Source organism: Imperialibacter sp., assembly GCF_048007035.1.
Taxonomy (GTDB): Bacteria; Bacteroidota; Bacteroidia; order Cytophagales; family Cyclobacteriaceae; genus Imperialibacter.
On the sequence record NZ_CP180355.1, the window covers coordinates 5,111,105 to 5,134,424 of the forward strand.

15 protein-coding genes are annotated in these 23,320 nt (G+C 48.1%); 4 read left to right on the top strand and 11 right to left on the bottom strand.

Annotation, left to right across the window (positions count from 1 at the left end; all coding sequences use genetic code 11):
* Positions 1 to 36: 36 nt before the first annotated feature.
* Positions 37 to 912 (top strand): phytanoyl-CoA dioxygenase family protein, encoded by an 876-nt coding sequence (locus ACMVP2_RS22165; RefSeq protein WP_416865157.1) that lies wholly within the window; start codon positions 37 to 39, stop codon positions 910 to 912.
* Between the two features lie 16 nt (positions 913 to 928).
* Here ACMVP2_RS22165 and ACMVP2_RS22170 read toward each other — a convergent pair whose 3' ends face one another.
* From ACMVP2_RS22170 to ACMVP2_RS22215, 10 genes are all read right to left on the bottom strand, one after another.
* Positions 929 to 1,117 carry a hypothetical protein gene (locus ACMVP2_RS22170; protein ID WP_339786779.1) on the bottom strand — a complete coding sequence of 63 codons (189 nt, stop codon included), beginning with the start codon at positions 1,115 to 1,117 and terminating at the stop codon, positions 929 to 931.
* 91 nt (positions 1,118 to 1,208) lie between these two features.
* Entirely contained in the window at positions 1,209 to 1,601 is a 393-nt protein-coding gene (locus tag ACMVP2_RS22175) for a hypothetical protein (RefSeq protein ID WP_416865158.1), read from the bottom strand.
* A 51-nt stretch (positions 1,602 to 1,652) separates the two neighbouring features.
* The gene (locus ACMVP2_RS22180) at positions 1,653 to 4,271 is read right to left on the bottom strand and encodes a DUF5686 and carboxypeptidase regulatory-like domain-containing protein (RefSeq protein ID WP_416865159.1); all 2,619 of its coding nucleotides are present in this window, start codon (positions 4,269 to 4,271) and stop codon (positions 1,653 to 1,655) included.
* A 223-nt stretch (positions 4,272 to 4,494) separates the two neighbouring features.
* Positions 4,495 to 5,124 (bottom strand): hypothetical protein, encoded by a 630-nt coding sequence (locus ACMVP2_RS22185; protein WP_416865160.1) that lies wholly within the window; start codon positions 5,122 to 5,124, stop codon positions 4,495 to 4,497.
* The gene (locus tag ACMVP2_RS22190) at positions 5,121 to 5,522 is read right to left on the bottom strand and encodes a GreA/GreB family elongation factor (RefSeq protein WP_339786798.1); all 402 of its coding nucleotides are present in this window, start codon (positions 5,520 to 5,522) and stop codon (positions 5,121 to 5,123) included. Before ACMVP2_RS22190 ends, ACMVP2_RS22185 begins: the two co-directional genes overlap by 4 nt.
* Before the next feature lie 908 nt (positions 5,523 to 6,430).
* A complete protein-coding gene (locus tag ACMVP2_RS22195; protein ID WP_416865161.1) occupies positions 6,431 to 8,824 on the bottom strand; it encodes a glycogen debranching protein in 2,394 nt (797 codons plus the stop codon).
* Between the two features lie 98 nt (positions 8,825 to 8,922).
* The gene (gene pbpC / locus ACMVP2_RS22200) at positions 8,923 to 11,247 is read right to left on the bottom strand and encodes a penicillin-binding protein 1C (protein ID WP_416865162.1); all 2,325 of its coding nucleotides are present in this window, start codon (positions 11,245 to 11,247) and stop codon (positions 8,923 to 8,925) included.
* 199 nt (positions 11,248 to 11,446) lie between these two features.
* Entirely contained in the window at positions 11,447 to 17,011 is a 5,565-nt protein-coding gene (locus ACMVP2_RS22205) for an alpha-2-macroglobulin family protein (RefSeq protein WP_416865163.1), read from the bottom strand.
* Between the two features lie 146 nt (positions 17,012 to 17,157).
* Positions 17,158 to 17,766 (bottom strand): hypothetical protein, encoded by a 609-nt coding sequence (locus ACMVP2_RS22210; protein WP_339786810.1) that lies wholly within the window; start codon positions 17,764 to 17,766, stop codon positions 17,158 to 17,160.
* Between the two features lie 4 nt (positions 17,767 to 17,770).
* Positions 17,771 to 19,135: a hypothetical protein gene (locus tag ACMVP2_RS22215; RefSeq protein WP_339786812.1), complete on the bottom strand. Its 1,365-nt coding sequence runs from the start codon at positions 19,133 to 19,135 to the stop codon at positions 17,771 to 17,773.
* Positions 19,136 to 19,269: 134 nt separating this feature from the next.
* On the opposite strand from ACMVP2_RS22215, the gene ACMVP2_RS22220 reads away from it, so the two are divergent.
* A complete protein-coding gene (locus ACMVP2_RS22220) occupies positions 19,270 to 20,547 on the top strand; it encodes a serine hydrolase domain-containing protein (protein WP_416865164.1) in 1,278 nt (425 codons plus the stop codon).
* An 82-nt stretch (positions 20,548 to 20,629) separates the two neighbouring features.
* The gene (locus ACMVP2_RS22225) at positions 20,630 to 21,976 is read left to right on the top strand and encodes a polysaccharide deacetylase family protein (protein WP_339786818.1); all 1,347 of its coding nucleotides are present in this window, start codon (positions 20,630 to 20,632) and stop codon (positions 21,974 to 21,976) included.
* A gap of 24 nt (positions 21,977 to 22,000) precedes the next feature.
* On the opposite strand, the gene ACMVP2_RS22230 is transcribed toward ACMVP2_RS22225, so the two are convergent.
* Positions 22,001 to 22,543: a DUF1697 domain-containing protein gene (locus ACMVP2_RS22230; RefSeq protein ID WP_317491073.1), complete on the bottom strand. Its 543-nt coding sequence runs from the start codon at positions 22,541 to 22,543 to the stop codon at positions 22,001 to 22,003.
* 137 nt (positions 22,544 to 22,680) lie between these two features.
* Between ACMVP2_RS22230 and ACMVP2_RS22235 the strand changes: the two genes are divergently transcribed.
* Complete coding sequence (locus ACMVP2_RS22235; RefSeq protein ID WP_339786823.1) at positions 22,681 to 23,250, top strand: RNA polymerase sigma-70 factor; 570 nt, start codon at positions 22,681 to 22,683, stop codon at positions 23,248 to 23,250.
* The last annotated feature ends 70 nt before the right edge of the window (positions 23,251 to 23,320 follow it).

Here is a 23,320-nt window from a genome sequence, read left to right on the forward strand (position 1 = left end):
CGGTACTTTTAAATGAGCATTAGTAATTTATAGTATATGAGTAGTGTTGCAGATTTGGCCGGGGTTCATGAATTGGTAAGTAGGCTGTTTGAGTGGCCCGAAACTGAAAAGGAATGGGAACAATACAAACTGAGCGACGAACAGGTAGCCTTCTTCAAGGAGAACGGTTATTTAGCCAACGTGAAATTACTCAACAGTATTCAGGTAGAATCACTCCGCAATGAACTTGAGGAGATTGCAGATCCAAACCACCCCGGCCACCATCTGTTCTACGAGTTCCATTCCAACGAATCCACTGACCCTTCGAAAGTTCTTTTCCATGCGCTGGGTGCATGGCGGGTGGCTCCCGGCTTTCACGACGTGCTGTGGAACCCCGCTTTTGTGATGGCGGCCAGCCAGCTTCTGGGTGGGTCAGTTCGCTTTTGGCATGACCAGCTTTTTTGCAAGCCAGCCAAACATGGAGGCGTGGTTGCCTGGCATCAGGACTACTCGTACTGGACCCGCACCAAGCCCATGGAGCACCTCACCTGCTGGGTGGGACTCGACGATGCCGATGTAGACAACGGCTGTTTGTACTATGTGCCCGGCAGCCATAGGTGGGGCCTGCTCGACAAACCTGACCTGGCTGGCGACATGAACGGTCTGGATCAGTACCTGACCGAAGAGCAGAAAAGCCAGTTCAAGCCTATTCCCATTGAAATGAAAATGGGGCATGGTACTTTCCATCACCCCTTGCTGGTGCATGGATCCTACGAAAACAAGACCGACAGGCAGCGCAGGGCATACGTCACCAATGTATTCAAAGACGGCACAAGATCGGATGCCGACACACCGTTGCTTGCAGGAGCCGATGTTGTGCCACGGGGACAAAAGATGCAGGGGAAGTTTTATCCGCTTCTTTACCAGGCCTGATAGCCAAACTGGCGAATCACTTCAGTTCCTGAAGCTGGGTCTCTTCGTCCTCTTGTTTTTTAACCACTTGTTCGGTTTTTACACCCTCCTCATTTTCTATCCTTTTTGGTTTGAAAATATTGGGATCTATGCCCATGCCAAATCCGCTGAGCAAAATGAACAGCACCAGCCCGGCTGTTCGCAGGTATTTTTTGAACTTCTTCATGAAGTGTAGCAGTAAAATGAAAGGCCAATCAGGCGCAATCAATCAGTAAATAATAGAGAAATGGGCGGCGCAGAGGCCGTGGGGGAAATTCTCAGGAATGGGTGATTGCTTCCTGACTGTAGGTGAAATAGAACTGGAAACGTTCCCGTGAAAGTTGGTTAGCTCTTACTTCGAGAAAGCGACTGATAGATAGGTTGTACTGTCTCTTAGATGCGACACTTTCTAATCTGGAAAGAGCCAGGAAGTTGATTTTGCCGCAATTGGATCGCAAAAAGCTTTGGTGGTAATCGGCTACTGCTTGTTTGTAGGAATGGTAGCGGGTAGCTGAAGTATGCGATACCAGCTCGGTTTTTGGAGCGCCTGGAAGCCCTTTATGACTAATACTATCCAAGCCGTATAGCCCAATAATTGCCATCAGCACTGATAGTGCCAGCAGACAAGTGCCGGACAGCCTTTTGGAGAATTGTTTTATTTGAGCTGCCATTTCAGCGTAAATATAGGTCAGTTTAGTGAATCTACCTATTTGCTGCGAATGCTAGAAATCAAACAAGTCCTCAAGGTTCGTAGCAATGCCGATTCTCACGCCGAAATTTTTGTATTGACCATCTTCAAAAGCCGCAATGGCCTCCAGCCTGAAAACCCTCATGATATAGTCGAGGCCGTACCCGACTTCCGTGTAATTATTGGAATTGGGCGTGCCGAGGTAGTTGATAAACATGTTTTCTTTGATGCCCATCATCCGCACAAAGGCCATTTGCGTCACCACCAGCTTGCGCCATTGATTATGCACAAAGGCTGTTACGTATTCATCGTTGGTGCTGTAGTAGTAGTAATCAAGCAAGCGGAAGTTCTCCACAGGATCGAGGGTAGCGAACAATGTCTGGTTGCCGGGGAAGTGCTTAAAGTCCGGAAAGTAAATGGCCTTGTCGTTAAGAAACTTCCCGGCATTCACCCGAACGTCCAGCTTGGAGCGGATGCCCCACTCAAAACTGTGTTTCACCCCTACGTCCAATAGGTCGTAGTTTACGTCGCTTTCTGCCCAGGGCATGCCTTTCCTGTACTCGAGAGTGAAGGTGGGGGTCGACTTCCTGATCTCCTCTTTCGACCCGTTCTTCATCCTGTACTTCAGCCATGGTTTGTACTCTCCTGAAATGTTAAATGTCAGTGCCTGGTGCTCAAAAAAGCCTGTTATATCGGTATTGGCATTGAGAGGGTTGTTGGCTGTAAACTCTTTGCCCGGGTGTTTGAAAAAAGTAAAATCGGAATTGTTGGCCAGGCTTCTTCGCTGCGCATATTCCAGCCCGGCTTTTGCGAAAAATTTATCGCTGTAGCGCTTCTCGTTTTGATATCGCACAAAGTCCTTCTCGTACAGTTTTAGGTAGCTCTCTTTGAAGAGGAGGGCGTAGGCAGTGTTGATATAGGGGTGGATGGGCTCAAGGGCGCTTAACTGCTGCACATAACTGCCTGCTTCCAGTCGGGCGCTGCCTCTTGTGCCATTTTCTCCGTATTGGAAATCTACATAGCCTTTCGGTAAGAGCTTTTCTCTGGCAAAAGAATAGCGCAGCATAGGGCCAAACTGGAGCTTGTTGCCGTTCTCAAAGCGTCTGGAGTAATTGATATCGTAAAAGAAGTTGAAGCCTTCCACCGTGTTGAAACCGATGGTTTCAAGAGGTGACTCAATGTTGAGTCGGCTCTTCTCTCCCAGTTTGTAGGAGTTGCCCAGGATCGGATCGGTGACCCTGACCTTTCTGTCTCTTCTGTTTTTTCCTTTTTTCGTGGTGTCCGACTTGTACTCGGCTTCTTCCGCTTTGTCGAGGCTGTCTATCTTCGTATACCCTCTGATCTCATAGGCAGTAAGTGGCACAGGCCTCATGCTCGTCCAGAAGGTGGAGTCGTTGTTGTAGCTTGTGGTTGAGTCTCTTTTTATGGAGATATTAGAAACAATCTCAGGAAACTCAAGATCTTCCATCTCTTCCTTTTCGTATTCCTTCACCAATTTTCGCAGGTCTTTTCTGGTCACTTCCTTGTTCTGAGCCAGCTTTTCCAGAGTTTCCTGGCCTTTCGTTTTTTGCTTCACTTCAGCAGCGACTTCTTTGTCTATTTTTTCATCAATCACTGTCACCGGAATGTCGAGATCGGGGTTGAGGGTGATTTTATATTCGCTGAGTGTGGCCAGGTAGTTGTACTGGAAGTCGAACCCGAAAAAAGAGCCGTTAATGACAAACTTATGACTTACCGGGAGCCAGGCTTTGTCCTCGATGGGGTTGTATACCTGCTCAATGTTGAATTTGATCCCCAACTTATACATGGTAAAGTCGAGGCTGTGGATGCTCCAAAGGTCGTCAACGATATAGATTGTCCCTTCAAAAATGTCGTCTCCTTTGCTTCGGGGCGTGACAAGGATTTTATTGATAACATAGCCTCCTTCACGGAAATAGCCGTCGTAAGTAAAACGATAGTAGGCAAATGCCTTGGGTGAAAGTGGAGAAATGGCATCCACAACTTTTGGCTCGTAGAAACTGGCCGTGAGAAACTCACCAGGGCCTGTGCCGTTGTCTTCCCCCTGCGAGAACACCGCTACTACCTTTTGCGAGTAGGTACTCGGCCGTTCGTAGTGCAGCTCGCTCACCGACTCAGAAGTAAAGGCAGTGGTGCTGTCAATGCCTTCTTCAGCAATTTTGTTGCGGAGGAAAAAGGGCGAGTCGAGCAGTCGGCCAGATCCCTTCATGTATACTTTGGCATCGTAGGCATCGAGCTGGTTGGCATGGAAGCTGGCCTTGCCTATGGCTTTTCTCATGATAGTGTAGGCAGGGTCTTCCTTGCCGCTGCGTACTTCCACTTCTTTGAGAAGGAATATTCTGGGCTTAAGGGTGAGGTTGTACGTTTCGAAGCCGGTTGTCACTTCAAAGAAATGCACATTCGATTCGTAGCCAATGTACTGGAACACCACGTCATATTTACCGGGAGCCAGCCTTACCTCATAGTCACCTTCCACGTTGGAGGTAGTGCCTGTGTTGATGTTGCGAATGAAGATAGTGGCAAAGGGGAGGGGCTCATTGTTCTCTCCAAGTACTTTGCCTTTAATGCCAGTATTTTGCGCTAAAGCGGTGAATGACACCAGCAGTAGCAGGGATAAAGAGTAGAAATAACGCATCTAAAAAATTGAGTTTTGATTGACCTTATAGCCTAGATGTAATAATCAGTGTTGGGGTTGCGTAAGTAATTACAATATTAATTTTTTTCCGCAGGCACAATAGGCTAAAGGCGGTGGAAAAGAAGGGTAAATGACCTTTTAGGGAAAATGAATGGGGCAGTGAAAAAAGTTTTTTTTCAGGAAGTCCATCACTTGGGTAAATGGACTTCCTGTGCTGAGTAGCTCAATTGAGTATTGGATTTTGAGGGTGTCTATTGACTTTGAGGGAATTAGAGGCAAAAATCAGCGCCTGGATGATCAGCGCAATGACGAGTAGAATAGCACTTTCCAATTGGGATGACAAAGTGCTTGCGCTAAACATTGCTTTAGCGTCTGTCATTAGCGATGCTCCCTCGGTTACTTGTATGGAAGAAAGTGTTTTCAGGGACAACGCCGCCTCCTTTGCGTGTGCCTTTGCAGCCGCCAGGTCGCCCTGTTCTGCCTTCATACCGATTTTCTGGCAGAGGTTGTTAAACCCGCCGAAGACCCTTTCTTCTTCCTCGGTAAGCACTGTTTTCAGGTACGATTCATTCAATTCCATTATTTGCCGGAACACGGCGGCCACCTGCTGTTGTTTGTCAGCATCTTCGGTGTTCTCGGAATCAATGACCCCCTCGATTTTGTGGAGGTGTTCGGCGTGCTGAAAAATGTAACTCTCCACCACCAGCCGGTCTTGAAATATTGAATGGATCGTTTCGCTGATTTTCACCGAGTTTTTTCTTTCCTTCAGGTTGTTGAATAGCACTATCAAAAAAACCGTTAGGAGTAGCGCTGCTGCTGTTGTTTTGTTACGAATGCTGTATGTCCATTTCATAGCGTTTGAATTTTCGCCTCTTCTATGGCTTGTTCAACTTTCAAAATCTTGAGTTTTTTTGGGCCGCCAGGTAGCGTCCACTGAACAGTCATGCCTTTTCTGAAGCCGATCAGCGCAATGCCAAGTGGCGACAGTATGGATACCCTTTTCTCGGCAATATTTGCTTTGTTCGGAAGCGTGACTGTGAAGTTGATCTGTTGTTTTGAATTGATCTCCTCAATTTCAAAATAGGAGTTTAACTGGATAACATCTTTCGGTATTTTGTCGTTGGCGACAACCTGAGCACGATTGAGCTCATTTGTGAGTTGCCGTATTTCAGCCGTCTTTAAATGATCGGGCAGATTAGCTATCAGGGATTTAATCGTATTGTGGTCTGCTTTTGTTATGATTGGGTTCATCGTTATATCGTATCTAAGTTGAACATGACACCAGGCGAATGCCATGGTGAACAAGGCATGCGTCTGGTGGTATTTTGCCAGAAAGTGAAATGCTAGGTAGGTTGTATAACGTGCTCCGTGTGGTTGGAGCAACAAGTCTGCAGGAACAGTACTACGGGCCTCCTTATTTCTTTGATGAAATGGGAGGCCTATTTTACAAAGGCTTTGTTGTGCGTACAAAGCAACACACAACTATCTATTCCGCCATCTGGCGAAAAAGGCAATGTGGGTATGTTCTTTGGCTTGTGCACGTTGTGGTCTTTTGATATTAACAAGATACAACTTAAAATGGTTTGCCAAGCAAATTTCTATATAATCGGTAGGGGAGGACGGTTTTTTGTCTGATTAAGTCTACTTTGACGCATTCGAAAAATCTACCTGTTTTACCCTGAGCCCTAAAAGGAACAACCGGATTTTTCTACTGACTACCTTTAGGGAGCCCGCAATGCTATTAAGTTAAGAGCATTTTACCCTTAATCCCTAAAGGGGCCTGCTAATAGTAATCCATGCGCCCTTTAGGGTTTGGGGTAAAAATAGAATTGGGACACTGAACCTCTTAACTTAATAGCATTGAGGGAGTCCGCCTTAGTTCAGAGATAAATCAGGGGAAAAATCACATGTTACTTAATCAGACAAAGTAGAATTAATCCTTATCCTTTGACATAAGGTTGATGTTTGCTCCAAAAAAAGACATCGAGTTGTGAGAAGAAAAAATGCTGCTTTGCCTGTCAATTTGTAATGCTTTGATTCATAAAAGAGAGTAACAAATAAGCTTAGTTCAGTTTAAACAGTGGGTTTTTAGCAATGAGCCGAAGGTATGCATTTTGGCTAGTTGGTGAAACGATGAATCGCCTGATCAAGTTGGCTTGTTATTGCTGAACTGATACGACATTGTCTGAGCCTGTTAGGGTAATGGTCACGTAGTTATTCTCTCCCGTTGAAGAAGCCACTTTTCCGTTGACTAAAACTGTTGAAGTTGCTTGATTCGACAGTTTTAATAACACGGTCCAGTCAGGATTTCGTTGTGTTATCTGATAGGTGACCAGGCTGTCTTTCGTTCTTTTTGCTAGACCAATGACGTTGTCCCCCACCAACACATTGCTGATGGAAACATTGTCCCAGCCCTCGGGCATGTCGGGTGCCATCGTTACCTGCTTTTTGTGGGCTTCGGGCTGAATCCCGAAAAAGTAGTTAACAACAGGTACCGCCACCGCATAGATATTCCATGCCTGCACAATCATGCCATAGTCGGGGCTCACTTCGTACATGGAGCCAGGCAGGGCGTAGCTAAATGAGTTGTGGAGCTTTTTCAGGTAGCCAAGCGCCTCGTTGGGGTGCCCGTATCTTGCCTCCGATATGGCCTGCACGCCAGTTGGCAGTGTCATCACCGCACCCACATAGCTGAACGACTTCCATTTGCTGGAGGCATCGCTGGCTTCATCTCTGTCCATGCCCGTCACGTACATGCCGAAACGGTTGCTGTACTTTCTGGCAGTAGCCAAAGCCATGTCAGCCTTTTCAGGATCGGCAATGCCCATTTCAGTCGGCGTGTTAACGACCCAGTTGTGGTGAACCACGTAGCCGCTGGTGTTAGCTGTTGCTTTGGAGACCAGCTCTTTTTTTGTTTGCTCCAGCTCTTTAATCGACCACGGCTTGTTGATGGTGTCGGCCCGTACGATGGCCGCATCAATCAACTCCAGCGCTTGTGCCTTTGTGGAGCGGAAGTCAGCGAACGATTGGGCAGGTTCGACCCACCATTCGCTATTGATTTTCTTTTTCAGCACATCTGCCTTTTTCTGGTATTCAGCGCCAAGATTTGGTTCGCCCATTTCTATGGCCATTTGCGCAGCAGTTTCGTAGGCCTGTTGGGTATACACCACCACATCCACCATCTCGCTGTGCAGTCCATGAATCTCCATCATGCCGGGGCCGTCCGGATAGCCGTTGCCATCTTTGTCCTCCGCCTCGATCCAGCTGATTCCTTTCTTTACTTCCGGGTAGTATTTTTCGAGTGTTTCCTTGTGCCCGGTCCACTGGTAGAACGTCCAGAGAAGGGAAATAAATTGCGGTGTTTCGTTGAGGTTGCCTGGATTGTAGGTTTCGCCATTGGTCGATGTTTCATGAATGATCCTGCCATTGCCGTTTAACTCCATCGAGAGCTTTTCGATCAGGTTGATGGTTGAGTTCACTTCTGCTGGGGAGCCCGTTGCCAGCATGCCCTGCAGCGTATAGCAATTGTCGGCACCAAACCACCACGGATAGTCGGGCAGTCCAGCGGAAACGCCTCTGCCTATTTCAGGCACATCCCTGACCAGCCAGGCGGTGTTGTACTTTACCCAGCTGTACATGGTTTCGATGTCTTTGTCGGGGATGGAGATAGATGACGCTTGGGCTATTTGCTCGTATCGCTTCATTTTGTTCTTCAGAGCCACCGAAGCTGTACCTTTTAGCTGATCATAGGTGGCGTGGGCTTCATCGGCTGACGTGTAAGAGCCAGCGATGTAGTACTGAACCGGGTAGGTTTCGTTAGGCTCTATGGTCACTCTCGAAACAATGGTGCCGTCGGTGCCCAGCCCCTTTCTTTCCTGAGGGCAGGGGCTTTCATCTATTCTGTATCCAACGACTGACTCGCTGCTGCCAAATATTGTATACCAGTCGTTGTTCAGGTCTTTTCCTAAATACGTTTCGGAAAGTTCCTGCAGGAAGAGGGTGTCCCTGCCGTCTTCAATGTTTTTTCTTTCTGCCAGCCAAACGGGCCTTAGGTCGACCATGCCCGTGAAGGAAAGCTCGAGCGACTTTTCCTCCTCACTCTGGTTGGTGATGGCATACTCTACAATCAGTCCTTCCATGGCATCATCTGGCACAAACTGTGTTCTTTGTATCAGTAAATCGCCTTTGCGAAAAATGTGTTTGTTGGCAAAAGGGTAGTTAACGAATTCATCGGCCTTGTCGAGGCAATACGCATCCTCTCCGTTTACTTCCTTGACGTTCAGCGAAAATCCATCCATTAATTTAATCGGATGATCCCAGATGCCACCCATTTCTCCGGATACATGCCAGCCAAGATCAGGAAAACTACCGTCCTGATGGCCAATCATGTAAACCCGGTCGCCGGCGGTTACAAATGGGCTACCCAGGTACTCCGGCTTGCCACTAATGTGCTCGACGCTATCGAGGCTTAGCAAAAGGCTGATCGGTCTGGTGGCGGTGTCACAAGACGCAAAAGCCAATGAGATCAACAAAAAGTAAAGGAGTTGTTTCATCAAGGAAGTATGTTCTTAAGTAGTTAAAAGTATTGATTAAGCTACTTGGATGCAAAGGCAAAGCGATGGCAATCCTGAAAACTGATCCGGGTTTGAGTTTATTGTAATACCTCAAACGCCTGTTTCAGTTCATTACCTTCTTCATCCACAAGGGTAAGCATGTGGGGGCCAGGTTCCGGATGAAAACCCATTTGATGAATGAAATTCGTTGAGCCGACGTAAGCTTCATCGAGGTGCCAAAAAATAGTAGACGCAGGGTTACGGTGTGCCGCTTCAAATATGGCCAGGCCTGGTTTGCCATCCTGCTCAACGGGCACATATACTTTGGTGAACTCCCTTGGGTAAATTAATTCCATGAAGCCGTTAGCATTTTGTTCACCACAAGCAGGTAAAAATGGGGGTGGCTCCTTGTAGTTGGAGTGGTACTGCTTGTAGTACCATGCCTGCACAGCTGGCAACACAAACCAGCGCCTGCCTAGCATCTGGTCCACAGTGTAGCAAGCGCTGCTTACCTGGTTTTTTTCAGCCTGATCCAGATGGAGAAGATGATGGTAGGTGCATCGTTTTCCCTGAAGCATATAGTCAGGTAAATTGGTGCCAGTGGTTTCCGTACAATACTCGCTTGCCAAAAGTCCACTTTCTTTGCAGATGCTGACCATCTTTCCGAACGGCTCATCGAAGGTGGCATCGCCACCCAGCAGTTCGAATATGCTGAACATCAGTGGTGAGGCCGAGCGAATGCCCGTTAGCCCCGGCCGACCTTCATTGTCGGCGTTGCCTACCCAAACACCTACCAGATAACGGTCGTTGAGGCCAATGGCCCAGGCATCACGAAAGCCGTGGCTGGTGCCTGTTTTCCAGGCAATGGGGCGGTAAGAACCGTACATTTCTGCACCAGACATTTCTTCAGGACGCCTTAGCTGCTGCATGGCCTGGAAGGCATAAAGTATGGAGGGTGCTGCCAGCAGACCATTCGCTTCCAGGTCACTTTCTTGTTCGGTTGTTTTTAGTGGAAGGTAGGTGTTTGGCCTATAGTCCACCGTTGAGTACCCTCTGTTGTAAGGGCGATCCTGAAAGTTGTTGAGTGCTCTCGCCATACCGGCAAACATGCCTGATAGTTCCCAAAGCGTCGATTCAGCGCCGCCAAGAATAAGGGAAAGGCCGTAGTGATTGGCGGGCCTATCCAGCGACTGCATGCCTATTTGCCGGAGCTTCTGGTGCAGCTTTTCATAGCCATATTCCCGCAAGAGAAAAACGAAAGGGACATTGAGACTGCTGGCAAGCGCCTCATCGGCTGGAACGGCTCCCCGGTATTTTTTATCAAAGTTTTGTGGGGCAAAGCCCCGATAAAAGAGTGGGATGTCAGGAAGTAGCTCCTTTGGTAAGAGAATGCCATCATCCAGCGCTGCGGCATACAGAAACGGCTTTAGCAGGCTGCCGGGGCTTCTGCGGGCGGTGATCACGTCCACAAACTGGCCATGGTTATTGGTTTCGTCACCATTGGGAAAAGAATTACCTACGTAGGCGAGGGTTTCCCCTGAAGCAATATCGATAACGATGGCAGCGGCGTTGTGGATTTCATTGTAGGCCAGTTGCTCCGAATAGCGATCCGTTTTTTCTTTCACCTGGCGTTGCAAGGCAAAGTCCAGCGTCGATTGCACAATGGTGCCGGCCAGACCGTCTTTTTCAGCTCGTTGCAAAAGGTGGAATGCTTCATTGGGCAGCGGCTTTACTTTGCCGGGCAGAGGTTCAGCTTTTGCGAGCAGGGCCTCGTCGCTGGTGAGGTAGCCCTTTGCGCTGAGTTTATCTAAAAGGGCATCTCTTTTGTGTCTGAAGGTGATTTCATTTTTTCCTGGAAATACTGAAGAGGGGCTGTTAGGAAGTACTGCCAGCGCTGCAGTTTCTGCCCAGGAAAGCTGGTAGGGGGGGCGACCGAAATACCGCCAGGATGCTGCAGATAGTCCAACCACATTGCCGCCAAATGGTGCGTGGTAAGTATATAACTGTAGTATTTCCTCTTTTGAATAGAAGAGCTCCAGCTTGATAGAAAGTAAGAGCTCCCAAAGTTTTTGGCCATAGGTTCTCTCCTGATTTTCCAGGGCCATTCTTACTGTTTGCATGGTCAGTGTGCTGCCGCCGCTTACTATTTTTCCAGACCGAATGTTTTGCCAAAATGCCCTGCCAAGCGATACAGGATTGATTCCCGGATGGTAGTGGAAGTACTCATCTTCGAAAAGGAGAATGGCTGCTTCGAACTTTTGTGGCACCGAATCAGCCGGAGGGAAGCGCCATTGTCCGTCAGAGGAGATGCGGGCTCCCAGCAACTGTCCATCGGAAGATTGAAGAAGTGTGGCATACTTCTTAGGGAAAAGTGGTGACGGTAGGGGATACAAAAGGATGAGCAATAAAGGAATGGCGAGCACGGCCACCAACCATTTGAACCACTTCCTTTGGAATAAATTTAAGAGGACTGAACCAGCCACGTTTGTCACTAAAAGTCAGAGCGATTAATAGAATTATTTGAATTGAGGTAGGTCAAATAAAGCAAAGTTTAGCTGATATAAGAAAAACAGATGGCCTCTATTAAAATAAAAGAGGCCATCTGTTTGCTACTCGTTTCTCCTATTTATCGGTGATCACCTCCACCCATCTTCCGGCTTTATGGGCGTAGATGGTGTCATCGTACATGGCTTCTACTGAAGTGGCAGGCATATAGAATTTGCCCTGGTATGATGCATTGAGCAACACCCTGATCACTATCTGTTTGCTTGCCTGCAAGTCGAAATAATTCATGACCCTGTCGTCACGAATATCGGTATAGTCAGGTTTTTGACCTTTGCTCGCATCTTCAGTGCCTTCCAGTCGGGTATTAATGATTTCCCAACCCGATGGAAACAGCTGAGTGAGCGCCATGTCTTTGTACAGTCCCTTTTCTCCCGGGTTTCGCACGACAACCTCCGCCATGAAGTTGGTCCCTTGTTTTAGCCTCGAAACATCAAGGCCGTCGCCGTCCATGGTTTTGTAGCTGACGATCATGCTCAGGTTCTTCTCACCTGCAATTTCGCCACCCTCAATCGGAACACCCTTGCGGATGATCCTTGCGAAGATGGGAGCACTTCCGTTATTGGTTATTTTGATCGGCTGCTGTTTGTCGGGCGTTTGAAGGTATACCTGGGTCACATAGTCTTTTCCTCCCGCCGGAGAAAGCTTTCCGCCTACCTCCAAAGCTACTGTGAGCGATTCATCCAAAGGAAAGTCCTGTACATATTTGGCAATAGAAATATAGCAATAAGCCGTTGTTTGCGTGCTCATCCAGTTGTCTTTATTGCCCATTTCTTTGGCTATTTTCTGTAGGATCCCAAAGGCATCTTCTTTCCTTTTGAGCTGCAGAAGCGTTTCCATGATCATGGCCTGGTCTCTCATGGGTGAGCCGTAGGTGTAGTAGTAACGCCTGTTGTTGTCGGGCTCAACTTCTGATGAGAGACCTTCTACAAGGCCGGTTGCCTGCTGATCAAATCCAGCCAATGCATAAGTAAGTGCAAGCCTCCAGCGGGCTTCTCTTTGCAGGTTTGCTTTCTCCTTCATCCTGTTCATAGCGCCCACTGCGGGGCTGCCAGCCAGTGCCAGGGTATACAGCCTGTAGGCCTGGATGAGGTCGTTGTCTTCTTCGCCGCTCAGGCTTCCCCATGCGTCTGCTTTCTGGGTTTGGAAATTGATCCATGAAGCCAGCATACCTTCCGGTACGCTGTAACCTTTTTTACGGGCCTCAATAAGGAAGTGACCGGCATAGTTGGTGCCCCAGAAGTTGGCGTAGCTGTTACCGGGCCAGTACGAGAAGCCGCCACTGCTCAACTGGAAGCTTTTCAGTCGGTTGATGGCAGCATCGATATTTTTTTGCACTTGCATCTTCTTGTCGTCAGGCAGAGTAGTCAGGTTATCAAGGTAGAGCTGCGCAAATACCGACGAGGTGGTTTGTTCGATACAGCCATGCGGGTACTGGATCAGGTACCCCAGGCGCTGTTCGATATTCAGTGGTGGCAGTGTACTTAGCTCGATGGCCCCTTCGTTTCTTCCCGCCAGGCCAATTGGCGTGTAGTTGAGACTCCAGTTTTCGCTCGCACCAAGCACCTTTTCTACCACTTGTGTTACCGGTGGATTGCGTGGAATGATGTTCATCTCAATATCGTAGCTGGCGGTGAGGCTGCCCGAGGTGGCCGTTACCTTCACTTTGCCTACACCCAATACCTCTTTCGCTTTCAGGTCAAAGTAAATGACTTTGTCGCCTTGCCCACTGAATGTGACAGACTGCTCGGCGGCTCCGTTGAGCGCTAAGGTGCCCGTGGCTTCTACTTTCACTTTGGCATTTTTTACATTATTGTCCAGGGCAAAAACATTGACAGGCAGCTTCATCGTTTCTGTTGGCCCAGCTACTCTGGGTAAAGTAGCCAATATCATCAGTGGCTGCTTCACAGGCGTGGCCTTGTCGGCGAATCCATAGGCTCCGTTGTTGGCAGCAATGACCATGGTTTTTACACTGCCGATGTATTGTGGCAGTTTGAGGTTGTGCTTGGCCGACTTGCCAGCCTGAAGGTAGAACGGCCCCAGGTACATAACCACCGGCTTGAACCTGTTGGCTTCGGTTTCTTCCTTGGCTTCTATGTCGCCGTCACCGCCTACAGCCAGAAGGCGCTCTATTTTGCCGGCAAAAGCGCCCATCACGTCGTCATACACATCCCAGGTTTTAATACCCAATGCCTCTCTGGCGTAGAAAGAGTTCCAGGGGTCCGGTGTTTTGAAGTTGGTAATATCCAGCAATCCTTCATCAACAACCGCAATGGAGTAGGCCATGGCCTTGCCACCCTTTTCTGATACCCCGATAGTGAAAGATTGCTCGGGACGTAAATCGTCTGGCATAGCAATTACAGGCTCAAGCCTGGTGCCGGGGTCAACCACCTTCACCGACTGCACCCCGTACAATCTGATCGGCAAGTCATTTGATGTTTGGCCGTGAGGTTGTAGCATCGTTAGATTGACGTAAAAATTTGGAGCCATGTCGCTGGTAGCTTCAAAGTCAACAGCCGTGTTGCCTTCCTTGGCTTCCACCCAAAAGGTTTGAAGTACTTTGCTTCCTGATTCCAGACTTACCAGTATGCGATTGCCGGCCGTAGTAGGTATGGACAAAGCGATTTTTTCGCCCACTTTGTATTCTTCTTTTTCTATACCGAAGTCGAGCATGGAAGAGCCACCCAGCTCACCTCTTTTGCCTTTACCAGCCCAGCCCGGCCAGTCGATGTAGACCACCTGTCCGGCAGAGTGCCCCGAAATGGGGTCTTCCACCCGTACGAAATAGCGGCCCCATTGTGGATAGTCTATCCGCAGGTTCCAGGAGCCCTCACCGTTGTTGGTGTCTACAAACCCTTCTTTGATAGGGTCACGGTACGACCGGCCCACATAGTTGCTGATGGCGTCGTAGGAATTGTCCCACCACCATTTCCAGTCCAGCTTAAAGAGCTGCACCTTCACATTGCGCCGATTGATAGGGTTGCCATCAGCGTCGACCGATGCGATGCGGATAGCATGGTCTTTATCGGTAAGGATGATACCCCGCTTGTCGCCCTCAGGAGTTTTTACACCCACAAAGGTTGAATACGGATAGTAAGGCATGCTGACGTTGCTGATGCTGAAATCGCCACCTTCTTCATATACTTTGCCCAGGAACCTGGCATTGAGAGCGCCAGGAGCATTGTTAGGCTCTCCCAAATTGATGTTGATCCGGGAATATCCGTCAGCATTCACCCTGCCTTCGTACACCATTTCCCGCTCGGAGTAGAAGTCTTTTGAGAGGTCGTCGAAGCTGTAGTTGGGGTATTTTTTGAAAGTGGTTTTAATGGGAGATAAAACCAGTTCAAACTCCGCTTTCAGATTGCCCGCCTTGGCGCCGCTAAGCCAGCGTACGTTCAAGTCGCCGGATGCTTGCTGGTCGGAGGAGGTGAACACGCTTTTGTTGAAATTAAGCTCTATTTTGAGCCTGTTGGGCTTGATGGTTTCTATTTTTATCTGTTTGCTGAAGGTGGCGCCGCCTACTTTGGCTTTGGCCAACCAGTTGCCCGTAGGGGCGTCTTTGTCTGTTAGCAGATCAAAGCGATACATGTCACCCACCGGCTGAGAGCTCACCTTGCGGGAGTAAAGCTGTCCCATGGGGTTCCACAGCTCCATGATCACAGGGTGCTCCGAAGGGAGGGTCTCCTCAATGTCCTCCAGAATAAACCCAAGATGCAGGGTGTCGGCCGGCCGCCAAACGCCACGTTCGCCGTAAATAAAACCTTTGAGTCCGTTTTGAATCCGCTCGCCAGTGACATCAAAATTACTCAGAGACAATGAGCTGCCGTCGTCAATTTTCAGGTAGCCTACCTGATTGTCTTTTTTGGCGATAATAACGAAAGGATTCCCCTTGCCTTGTAAGACCACTTTGCCGTCTCCATCGGTCTGACCGGAGCTTAGCAACTGCTGCTGGTAATCATAGGCTTTTACTTCGACGCCCGACATGGGCTGAACGTTCACCAGGTTAGTAGCAAACACGTGCAGGTTACCATCGTCTCTTTTCTTGGCAATGAGCCCAAGGTCTGATGAGAAAAGGACCTTTCTGATAGAGCGTCGGTCTCCATAGTACGAACTGGTGCATGGATTGTCCCGGTCTTCATAGCGGTAGTCGTCGTTGTAATAGTCCTCATAGCCGTCCCAGTAAGACTCTTCCTCTTCTGCTCCCCAGTCTTCCTCTATATCATCCATTTCTTCAATGGCGCCGCCCTCAGCAGTACAGAAGTAGAGTGAATATTTCTTCCGGAAGCCTATCTTTATTTCATAAACCGCTCCGGGAGCAGTTTTAATAATTTCCTCCAGGTTAAGTGTGAAGCGATTCCATTTATTGAGGTTCGTTACTCCGGAGTTGTTGAGCTGGATAACAGTTTGCGTGACTGGGCGACCCACCCGTCGAAGTTCATAGCGGCCACCCATGTTGTTTGTTTGCAGGTATTGCAGCATGTTGTCCTCAAACACCCTGGTGACTGTAACGTCGACTGCGCTGAGCCCAACCGCTTCAAAAGGAAGGATAACCCCGTTTGTGCTGGGTAGGATAGATTTCCCCGAGCTGTCGACCAGACGTATCTCCGGTTTAACCTGCACCATTTCCAGACTGGTGCTGTAATCTTGTTTCAGGTTGTAGCCAGCAATGTTTTTGAGAGAATTGTGAATAGTGACTTCTACTGAGCCCTGAAGAGTAGAGGTAGGGTAAATTTTTAATTCATTCAAGCTGATAACTGTACGATGTCTGTTGCTGTTGCCGGCTAGCTGGATGAGGCCCTGAAGCGCTTGTCTGTCGTCCAGCGGGTCTGAAAAAAGAATGGAGATGTAGTCCTCTGCTCCGGTCACAAATTTACTAGACAGTACCGAAAAATCGCTTAGGGAAGGCACCTTCACCTCCTGTTCTTCCGATTTTTCGGCGCCAATGGAGGTGCCATTGAAGGCCAGCGTCACAGTGCTTTCCTTTTCGGAGCGGGTAACTTCTTCTACAACAAATGCGTGCATGTTGTTGTCGCCGTGTTTCCAGGTAATCTTGAGGTCTTTACCACCCTGAGTGGCTTTCAATACCTTTTCTACGTCCTCAATATCAGCAAAGTCGGCGGTCTGTACCTGGCCGTCAATCCTCATCCTCTTCAAGTCTTTTTTGTCGTATGGCTGGAGGTTGTTGACTATTCCGTCAAAATTTTGGATGAGTGTTTGAAAGGTGAACTTAAACTCACTTCTGTCGCCGGGCACATCCTTGAGCACCTTGCCCAGACTGAAAATAGCTTCGTATTTGGTGTTGCTGGGAAGGTATTCGGATGGAGTGTATACAATAGTACGGTTATCTTCCCAAAGTGCTGTTCCCTTCATTGATGGGGAAAACTTGAAAAAAGAGGCCTCAACAGCTTTGCCTGCCAGCGAGTCTCCGGCTGATTTAGCGAGTCGGATTCGGATAGATGAAGTGCGTGAAATCACACCGCCCGTGAAAGAGGAAATATAATCTACATAGAGATTCTTGGGGCTGCTAAAGTCGTCTTTTCTGGCGGCAGGGCCTGAGCCGCCGCAGGCAGTCAAAAGGTAAAAAATAGCAGAGCAAGCAAAAAGTTGTTTTAATACACGTTGCATAATGATGAAATTTTTCGGTTGGTAAATTAGCTACTGAAAATCAATTTGAGAGTGACCTTGTTGTAAATTAATTATTCAGCACACAATATCTTTTAGAGAAATATAGTATTTCGCCACCGAACATATTCCTTTTCGTGTAAATAAATCTATTGTATTGAAATGGCCAGCCAAACCATATAAGGCACAGGGATTACCTCATCGGGGCTTCTGCCCAGCTCTTTTAGTTTTTCGTTAGTCACGAAGCCATGCTTTTCCGTCGAAAGATCAGTCAGTGCATAGCCGTAGTCGGCAAGCAGGTCTTCAAATGGGCCGTAAACATGATGATCGATCATTACCTGTTTGATCAATTTATAGTCTAGCTTCTTTCCATTTTTGTTCACATGCGCTTTCCACTCACCGGAAGCATTGAAGGCTGCTATTTGGTTTTGGAGCACGTCGTCGTACTCCAGCGGATAGCCAATGTTTGCCGATGTTAAGCGAATGGGGATGAGCTGTGCGGCACTGTCCCATAGTATGCGGATGTTAGGTATTTCGTCGGACAGGTTTGTATCGTCCCGAGTGTTTTTACTAACGAAGTAATTTAGAAAAATTGCCGTGTCCGACTCACCGTTTCTCCGAAAGGTCAATGACCGGTATCCATCATCTAAAGTCAGCTTTAGTGAAATGGACCTAAAAGAAGTATCGACCTCAATCTGCCCCTGGCATAAATGCGAAATGGGTAGCAATAAGATGAGAAGATATACCTTTGACGACACTGTTTTATTCTTTGTAATAAGCTCCAAAAAGAATCATCATTTCATCGGTGCTTCTCAGCCCGAAATGCAGGCTGCGATTTTCCTGGTTGTCATAAGTAGTCACAAGTTTCAGGCCACCTTTAGCCGGAATCACCAGCGGCGGATCGAGCTGCAGAATCGGTGGGTGCTCCCAGTCGTAGGAGATGTATACCAGCTTGCCGTCGTTTTCACCACCTATGGCATACACCCTGAATTCCGTCATATGGCTGTGTGCATGCGACCAAAGCTGGAAGATTGTCCTTTCCTCATCAAAGCGAAACTCTTTGGTAAGGCTCGTTTTCGTCTTTGCCGGGATATTGATATTGTCGTTGTTCAGGTTAAGGATCTCGGCAACATGCACTACCTCTTCCTCTTTTGTTGTGTAAATATTGGCGTACACCTCACCTACAACCGCCTCATTTGTTTTGTTGGCGTAGTGGCTGTTCATGTCGAACCCTGAGTTGGCAGGCACCTTCAAAGCCACCCCCTCCGGAAATGCATAGCGCATGCGTGGCCATTGCGTGCCTGTAACGAACTGGTGATAGGCCATGACAAGCAAAGTGGAGATAACATATTCTCCTTTGGCGTCATATACGTCTCTGATATAGTCGGACTTGGGCAAAAAGAGCTCCGGGATGTTGTTCGTGTAGTTGTAAAGGATAAAATGGTGGCTGCCCGGCCGCATGCTGAACTCCACCTCTTTGATGAAGATGGGGTCAGGATTATTGAGCAGCTTATAAGAGAACATTTCCCTGTCGGTATTGGCTGGTACATCAAATGGGCCGAGGTGGAACTGAATACCCTCACCAGGCACCGCCAGTGGTTCGAATGGAAGCACTTCAAAGGTAGTGGTGTCTTCAAGAATCGACCGGTCGACAATCTCTCCGTCTTTCGAAGCGCCATTGATGATCCACTGCCTGATAAACTCAAGCTCGCCGTTGGTCAGTACACCTCCAAGTGGCATGAGCGAGCCGTATTGTGGGTGATCCTGGTAAAAATGCTCCTGATCATGCACATTGATTTTTTCCCAAAGGAAGCTTTTGTAAAGGCTTTCTATGCCTTTGTCTCCCACCAGTTGCAGGCCATCGGCTTTTGCGGCTGCGTTGTTGGGGGTTCTGTTGATGAGCTGTTCGTACGACTCCTCTGCCGAAAGGATCAGGTCCGATTGCTTGGCGAATGTGGTGCCGGGCGAGTGACAGCTCACACAAGATACGTCCCATATTTCTCCCTGAATGATCTCGTAGGTCGATGTGTAGCCAGCCAATGGGTCTTTTGGAGGCTCCTCCGTTCTGTCGCAGCTGGTGCTTAGCAGGAGGCCGATGAGGTAGATGACTGAGCTTTTTGCTTTCATAAAGAGGGGGCTGTGTATAAAAATAGTGAATAAACCTGACTTTGCCGGGCTGCCCGTAGGTTTCGCCATCCATTTCCTCGTTTGAATTCATTCGAATAATAGTTATAATCACCTCTTTTAAAAACTACTCTTTCATGAAAATTAAACTACGCCTACGCTTTTCTATTGTCCTGCTAGTCCTTTTTGCAGGGCTTCTCCACCTCCATGCGCAACCGCTGCCGACCGCCAAACCCGAAGAGGTGGGCATGTCATCGGAAAGACTCCAACGCCTCAGTGCTGTGTTCAAACAATATGCGGACGACAAGAAGATGTCTGGCAATGTTATTTTGGTGATGCGCAAGGGTAAAGTGGTGTACCATGAAGCGTTTGGTATGAGAGACATCGAATCCAAAGCCGCTATGCCAAAGGATGCGATTTTTAGGATTGCATCGCAAACCAAGGCCCTTGTTAGCGTTTCGATCATGATGTTGCAGGAAGAAGGGAAGCTTCTGATAACTGATAACGTAAGTAAATACATTCCCGAGTTTGAAGAGACCACTGTAGCTGTGGACAAAGAAGATGGTGCGTATGACATTGTGCCGGCAAAAAGGCAAATCACGCTGAGAGACCTGCTCACTCACACAGCGGGCATTGGTTATGGTGGCGGGCCTGCCAAAGATAAATGGGAGGAGGCGGGCATCACGGGGTGGTATTTTGCCCACAGGGAAGAGCCAGTTGGGGCCACTATTGCCAAAATTGCTTCCCTGCCTATGGATGCGCAGCCAGGAGAGAAATTTGTGTATGGCTATAACACCGACATCCTTGGTGCGGTAGTTGAAAAGGCGTCGGGAATGCCGCTGGATCAGTTCATTAAGACAAGGATTACCGATCCGCTGGGAATGAATGATACGCACTTTTATCTACCAAAAAGCAAAGTAAATAAACTGGCAACAGTTTATTCGGCCTATCAGGATAAGCCAATGGAAAAGTCGCCGGTATCGGGAACGATGGTGAGCCAGGGAGCGTATGTGGACGGGCCCAGAAAAAGCTTTTCAGGAGGGGCTGGTTTGCTGAGTACAGCCGACAATTATGCGAAGTTCCTCCAAATGACGCTGAACGGGGGTGAACTCAATGGCACAAGGATTCTTTCACCAAAAACCATTGAATTGATGACGGTGAGTCATACAGGTGATATTGAGTTTCGGGACGGGCAAGGGTTTGGCCTTGGGTTTTACGTGGTGGAGGATTTAGGCGAAAGAGGTATTCCGGGTTCGGTAGGCGAATACGGCTGGGGCGGTGCCTATGGTTCAACTTACTGGGTGGATCCGAAGGAAGAATTGGTGGTGGTGTACTTCAAGCAACTGATCCCAACTGCGGGCTTGGACGATCAGGCCAAGCTCAGAGCGCTGGTGTATCAGGCGATTTTGGAGTAATTCCATTGGGTAGGGTTTCAATGTTTTTCCGGTGGTGTAACCTCTGTTGGAGAAAGTACTCAGTTTGTAGTTATTTGATATTATGATGAAAAGAATAGCCCTGAACCACATCCTCGCTGCCCTTACAATTGTATCGATTTTTACTGCGTGTCAGCCATCGTTTGACGCCGATACTGGAAAGACGGAAGTCACGAAATGGCACCAAAACAAAACTGGTGCTGTTTCCCTCACATTCGATGACGGCACCATCCACCAGTTCACCATAGCCATGCCTATGCTCGACTCGCTTGGCATGAAGGGCACGTTTTACATCATCACCGGCAAAATACCTGAGTCGCAGTACCGGGGCACCTTTATCGGTAGGCCGGGAGAGGAGATCATTGCGGAAACTGCCAAAATACCAACGAACAAGGATAATCTGCTCGAGCGAGCGTCGGCCATTGGCTTTCTGGGCTATGAAGGCGGCCTGGATTATCACACCAGAGCTGGAGCGGCAGTCGACGCCGAAAACGTAGACAAGGCCATTGAAATCATTGAAGAAGGGTATGCGATGATCAGGGCTGGTAAGCTTAAGAAAGTGGGGCCGCCCAGCAGCTATAGAGAGGCTAACGACACCACTACCTGGGAGCTATACCGTCAGTATGCCGCCAATGGACATGAGATTGCCAGCCATACTGTCACTCATCCGAGGCTGGCTATTCTCGACGAGCCCAACATACTGTACGAGTTGGAAAAGAGTAAGGAAGAAATTGAAAATCAGATAGGCGACGATTACATATTTTCAGCCGAAGGGCCTTATGGTACTGAGCATGAGCATTCGGTGGAGTATGTGCTCAAGGTGTACGAATCGGCCCGCAACAGGATGCCTGAGCCGTTTCTGGCCGAGCTTAACAGGGGTTCAAAAGAGTCGCCTGCTGAAGGAAAAGAGGGGAAGGAGTATGTGCAGTGGCAGCGGGGACCTTTATTCAAAACCCCAATGGAGCTGATGAAGTCGTGGGTGGACACCACTGCCGCCCGCAGTGATACATGGCTCGTATTGGTGTTCCACGGCGTCGAGGGCGTTGGCTGGGAGGCCAAACCCAAAGAGCAGTTGAGACAGTACTTTGAGTACATAGCCAGTAAAAGAAATGACGTGTGGGTAGCTCCTTTTGTTGAGGTAACACAATACATCAGAGAACGAATGGCTGCTGAAATCAACACAAAGATTGATGGCAGCACTATCGTAGTGAACCTCACACATACCCTTGACCCGAAGTGGTATGGGCATAGCCTGACGCTCAAAACACTGGTACCCGATTGGGAAAAGGCGGAAGTGAAACAGGGTGAGACGCTACTTGCGGCCCGAATGACGGAGGAGGAAGGGAAAAAGTACGTGATGTATGAGGCTTTACCTAATGGCGAACCGATAACGATCAGGGAAATGGAATAGAGGATAAAGTGTCCAGAACTTTTTTTAAATACCGCCCATTTCAGCCAGCACGTTCACTGTCTTCCAGTTTCTGGTAGTAGCACCAACTTTCAGTTTAGACTCAAAAAAGGTATTGTTGATCTTTGTTCGGCCATAGCCGCTGGGGCAGTATACGTACACTTCTTTTCCCGTCAACACAAAGCGATCCGGGGCGTAGTCGTAGGTCAGCAGCTTATCCACGTTCTCCTGCTTTGGCAGCTCGTCAAGGAAGGTCACGTGCAGCTTGTCAGGTTCTATTTCCTTCTCATTAAGAAAGGGATTTCCCTCAATCACTTTTTTTATATCGGCCTGAGTGCTAACAAGCACAGGTACATCGAAACCAAAGCGCTGGCTGATGGCCACTTCAATAGCCTTCCTGATTGCTGAGGGAGATTTTTCTTCAATCGAAAAAGCCACGTTGCCGCTCTGGATATAGGTCTTCACTTGTTCATATCCCAATGACTCGTATAGTGCTTGCAGCTCTTTCATGGGCACCGGCTTGTGTCCGCCAACATTGATGCCTCTGAGGATGGAGATGTAGGTAGTCATGTTCGTGGACTGGCTTTTAAATACTAAAATTACATAAAACTTCGAAGTCAGCGTATTTTGGCATTTTCATACCACTAACCCTTTAGCGACTTTTCTTTTTGATAAATCTTTATAGATTTAGGCAAATTTTATTATTAATGAAATCTGACCGAACCGATCTGGAACTGTGGCAAATGATAGCACAGGACGATGCAGCTGCATTTGAGGAGCTGTATAATCGGTATTCCAAAGGTCTGTTCATTTATGCATTGAATATTTTTAAAAAGAGAGAGGCTTGCGAAGATATTGTTCAAAATGTTTTCATTGATTTTTGGTCCAAACGAAAAACAGTCAACATAGTCACTGTAAAACCATACTTGTTCCAATCAGTGAAATTCCAGGCCTTCAAGCACATGCGTGATGCCAAAATCTCTGACGAGGACCTAACCAGGTTGAATATTGTTGATGTGTCGGTTGATATCTTACAAAAGCTTGAGTTTGAAGAGCTTGAGGAGCTGATAAAAGACGTGGTGAGCTCCCTGCCTCCCCGGTGCCAGGAGATATTTGTGATGAGCCGGTTTCAGAATAAGTCAAATCAGGAGATTGCCATAGAGTTAAAAATTTCGATGCAGGCGGTGAAGAATCAAATAAGCAAAGCATTGAAATCGTTGAAGCAAGAACTTCACCCCCATAAAATTGCAGCAATCGCTTTGCTGTTGGAACTATAAGGCTCGTTTAGCCTGGAATTTCCCTTACGCTAAATCAGCCGCTGCCACTACGCCGGAACTTTAATGGCGT

Excerpts from the sequence above, each read along its gene's own strand:
- ACMVP2_RS22165 (WP_416865157.1), top strand. The coding sequence starts at position 37 with ATGAGTAGTGTTGCAGATTTGGCCGGGGTTCATGAATTGGTAAGTAGG.
- ACMVP2_RS22195 (WP_416865161.1), bottom strand. The coding sequence starts at position 8,824 with ATGAAACAACTCCTTTACTTTTTGTTGATCTCATTGGCTTTTGCGTCT.
- ACMVP2_RS22175 (WP_416865158.1), bottom strand. The coding sequence starts at position 1,601 with ATGGCAGCTCAAATAAAACAATTCTCCAAAAGGCTGTCCGGCACTTGT.
- ACMVP2_RS22230 (WP_317491073.1), bottom strand. The coding sequence starts at position 22,543 with ATGACTACCTACATCTCCATCCTCAGAGGCATCAATGTTGGCGGACAC.
- ACMVP2_RS22215 (WP_339786812.1), bottom strand. The coding sequence starts at position 19,135 with ATGAAAGCAAAAAGCTCAGTCATCTACCTCATCGGCCTCCTGCTAAGC.
- ACMVP2_RS22190 (WP_339786798.1), bottom strand. The coding sequence starts at position 5,522 with ATGAACCCAATCATAACAAAAGCAGACCACAATACGATTAAATCCCTG.
- ACMVP2_RS22205 (WP_416865163.1), bottom strand. The coding sequence starts at position 17,011 with ATGCAACGTGTATTAAAACAACTTTTTGCTTGCTCTGCTATTTTTTAC.
- ACMVP2_RS22185 (WP_416865160.1), bottom strand. The coding sequence starts at position 5,124 with ATGAAATGGACATACAGCATTCGTAACAAAACAACAGCAGCAGCGCTA.
- ACMVP2_RS22235 (WP_339786823.1), top strand. The coding sequence starts at position 22,681 with ATGAAATCTGACCGAACCGATCTGGAACTGTGGCAAATGATAGCACAG.
- ACMVP2_RS22170 (WP_339786779.1), bottom strand. The coding sequence starts at position 1,117 with ATGAAGAAGTTCAAAAAATACCTGCGAACAGCCGGGCTGGTGCTGTTC.
- ACMVP2_RS22225 (WP_339786818.1), top strand. The coding sequence starts at position 20,630 with ATGATGAAAAGAATAGCCCTGAACCACATCCTCGCTGCCCTTACAATT.
- ACMVP2_RS22220 (WP_416865164.1), top strand. The coding sequence starts at position 19,270 with ATGAAAATTAAACTACGCCTACGCTTTTCTATTGTCCTGCTAGTCCTT.
- ACMVP2_RS22180 (WP_416865159.1), bottom strand. The coding sequence starts at position 4,271 with ATGCGTTATTTCTACTCTTTATCCCTGCTACTGCTGGTGTCATTCACC.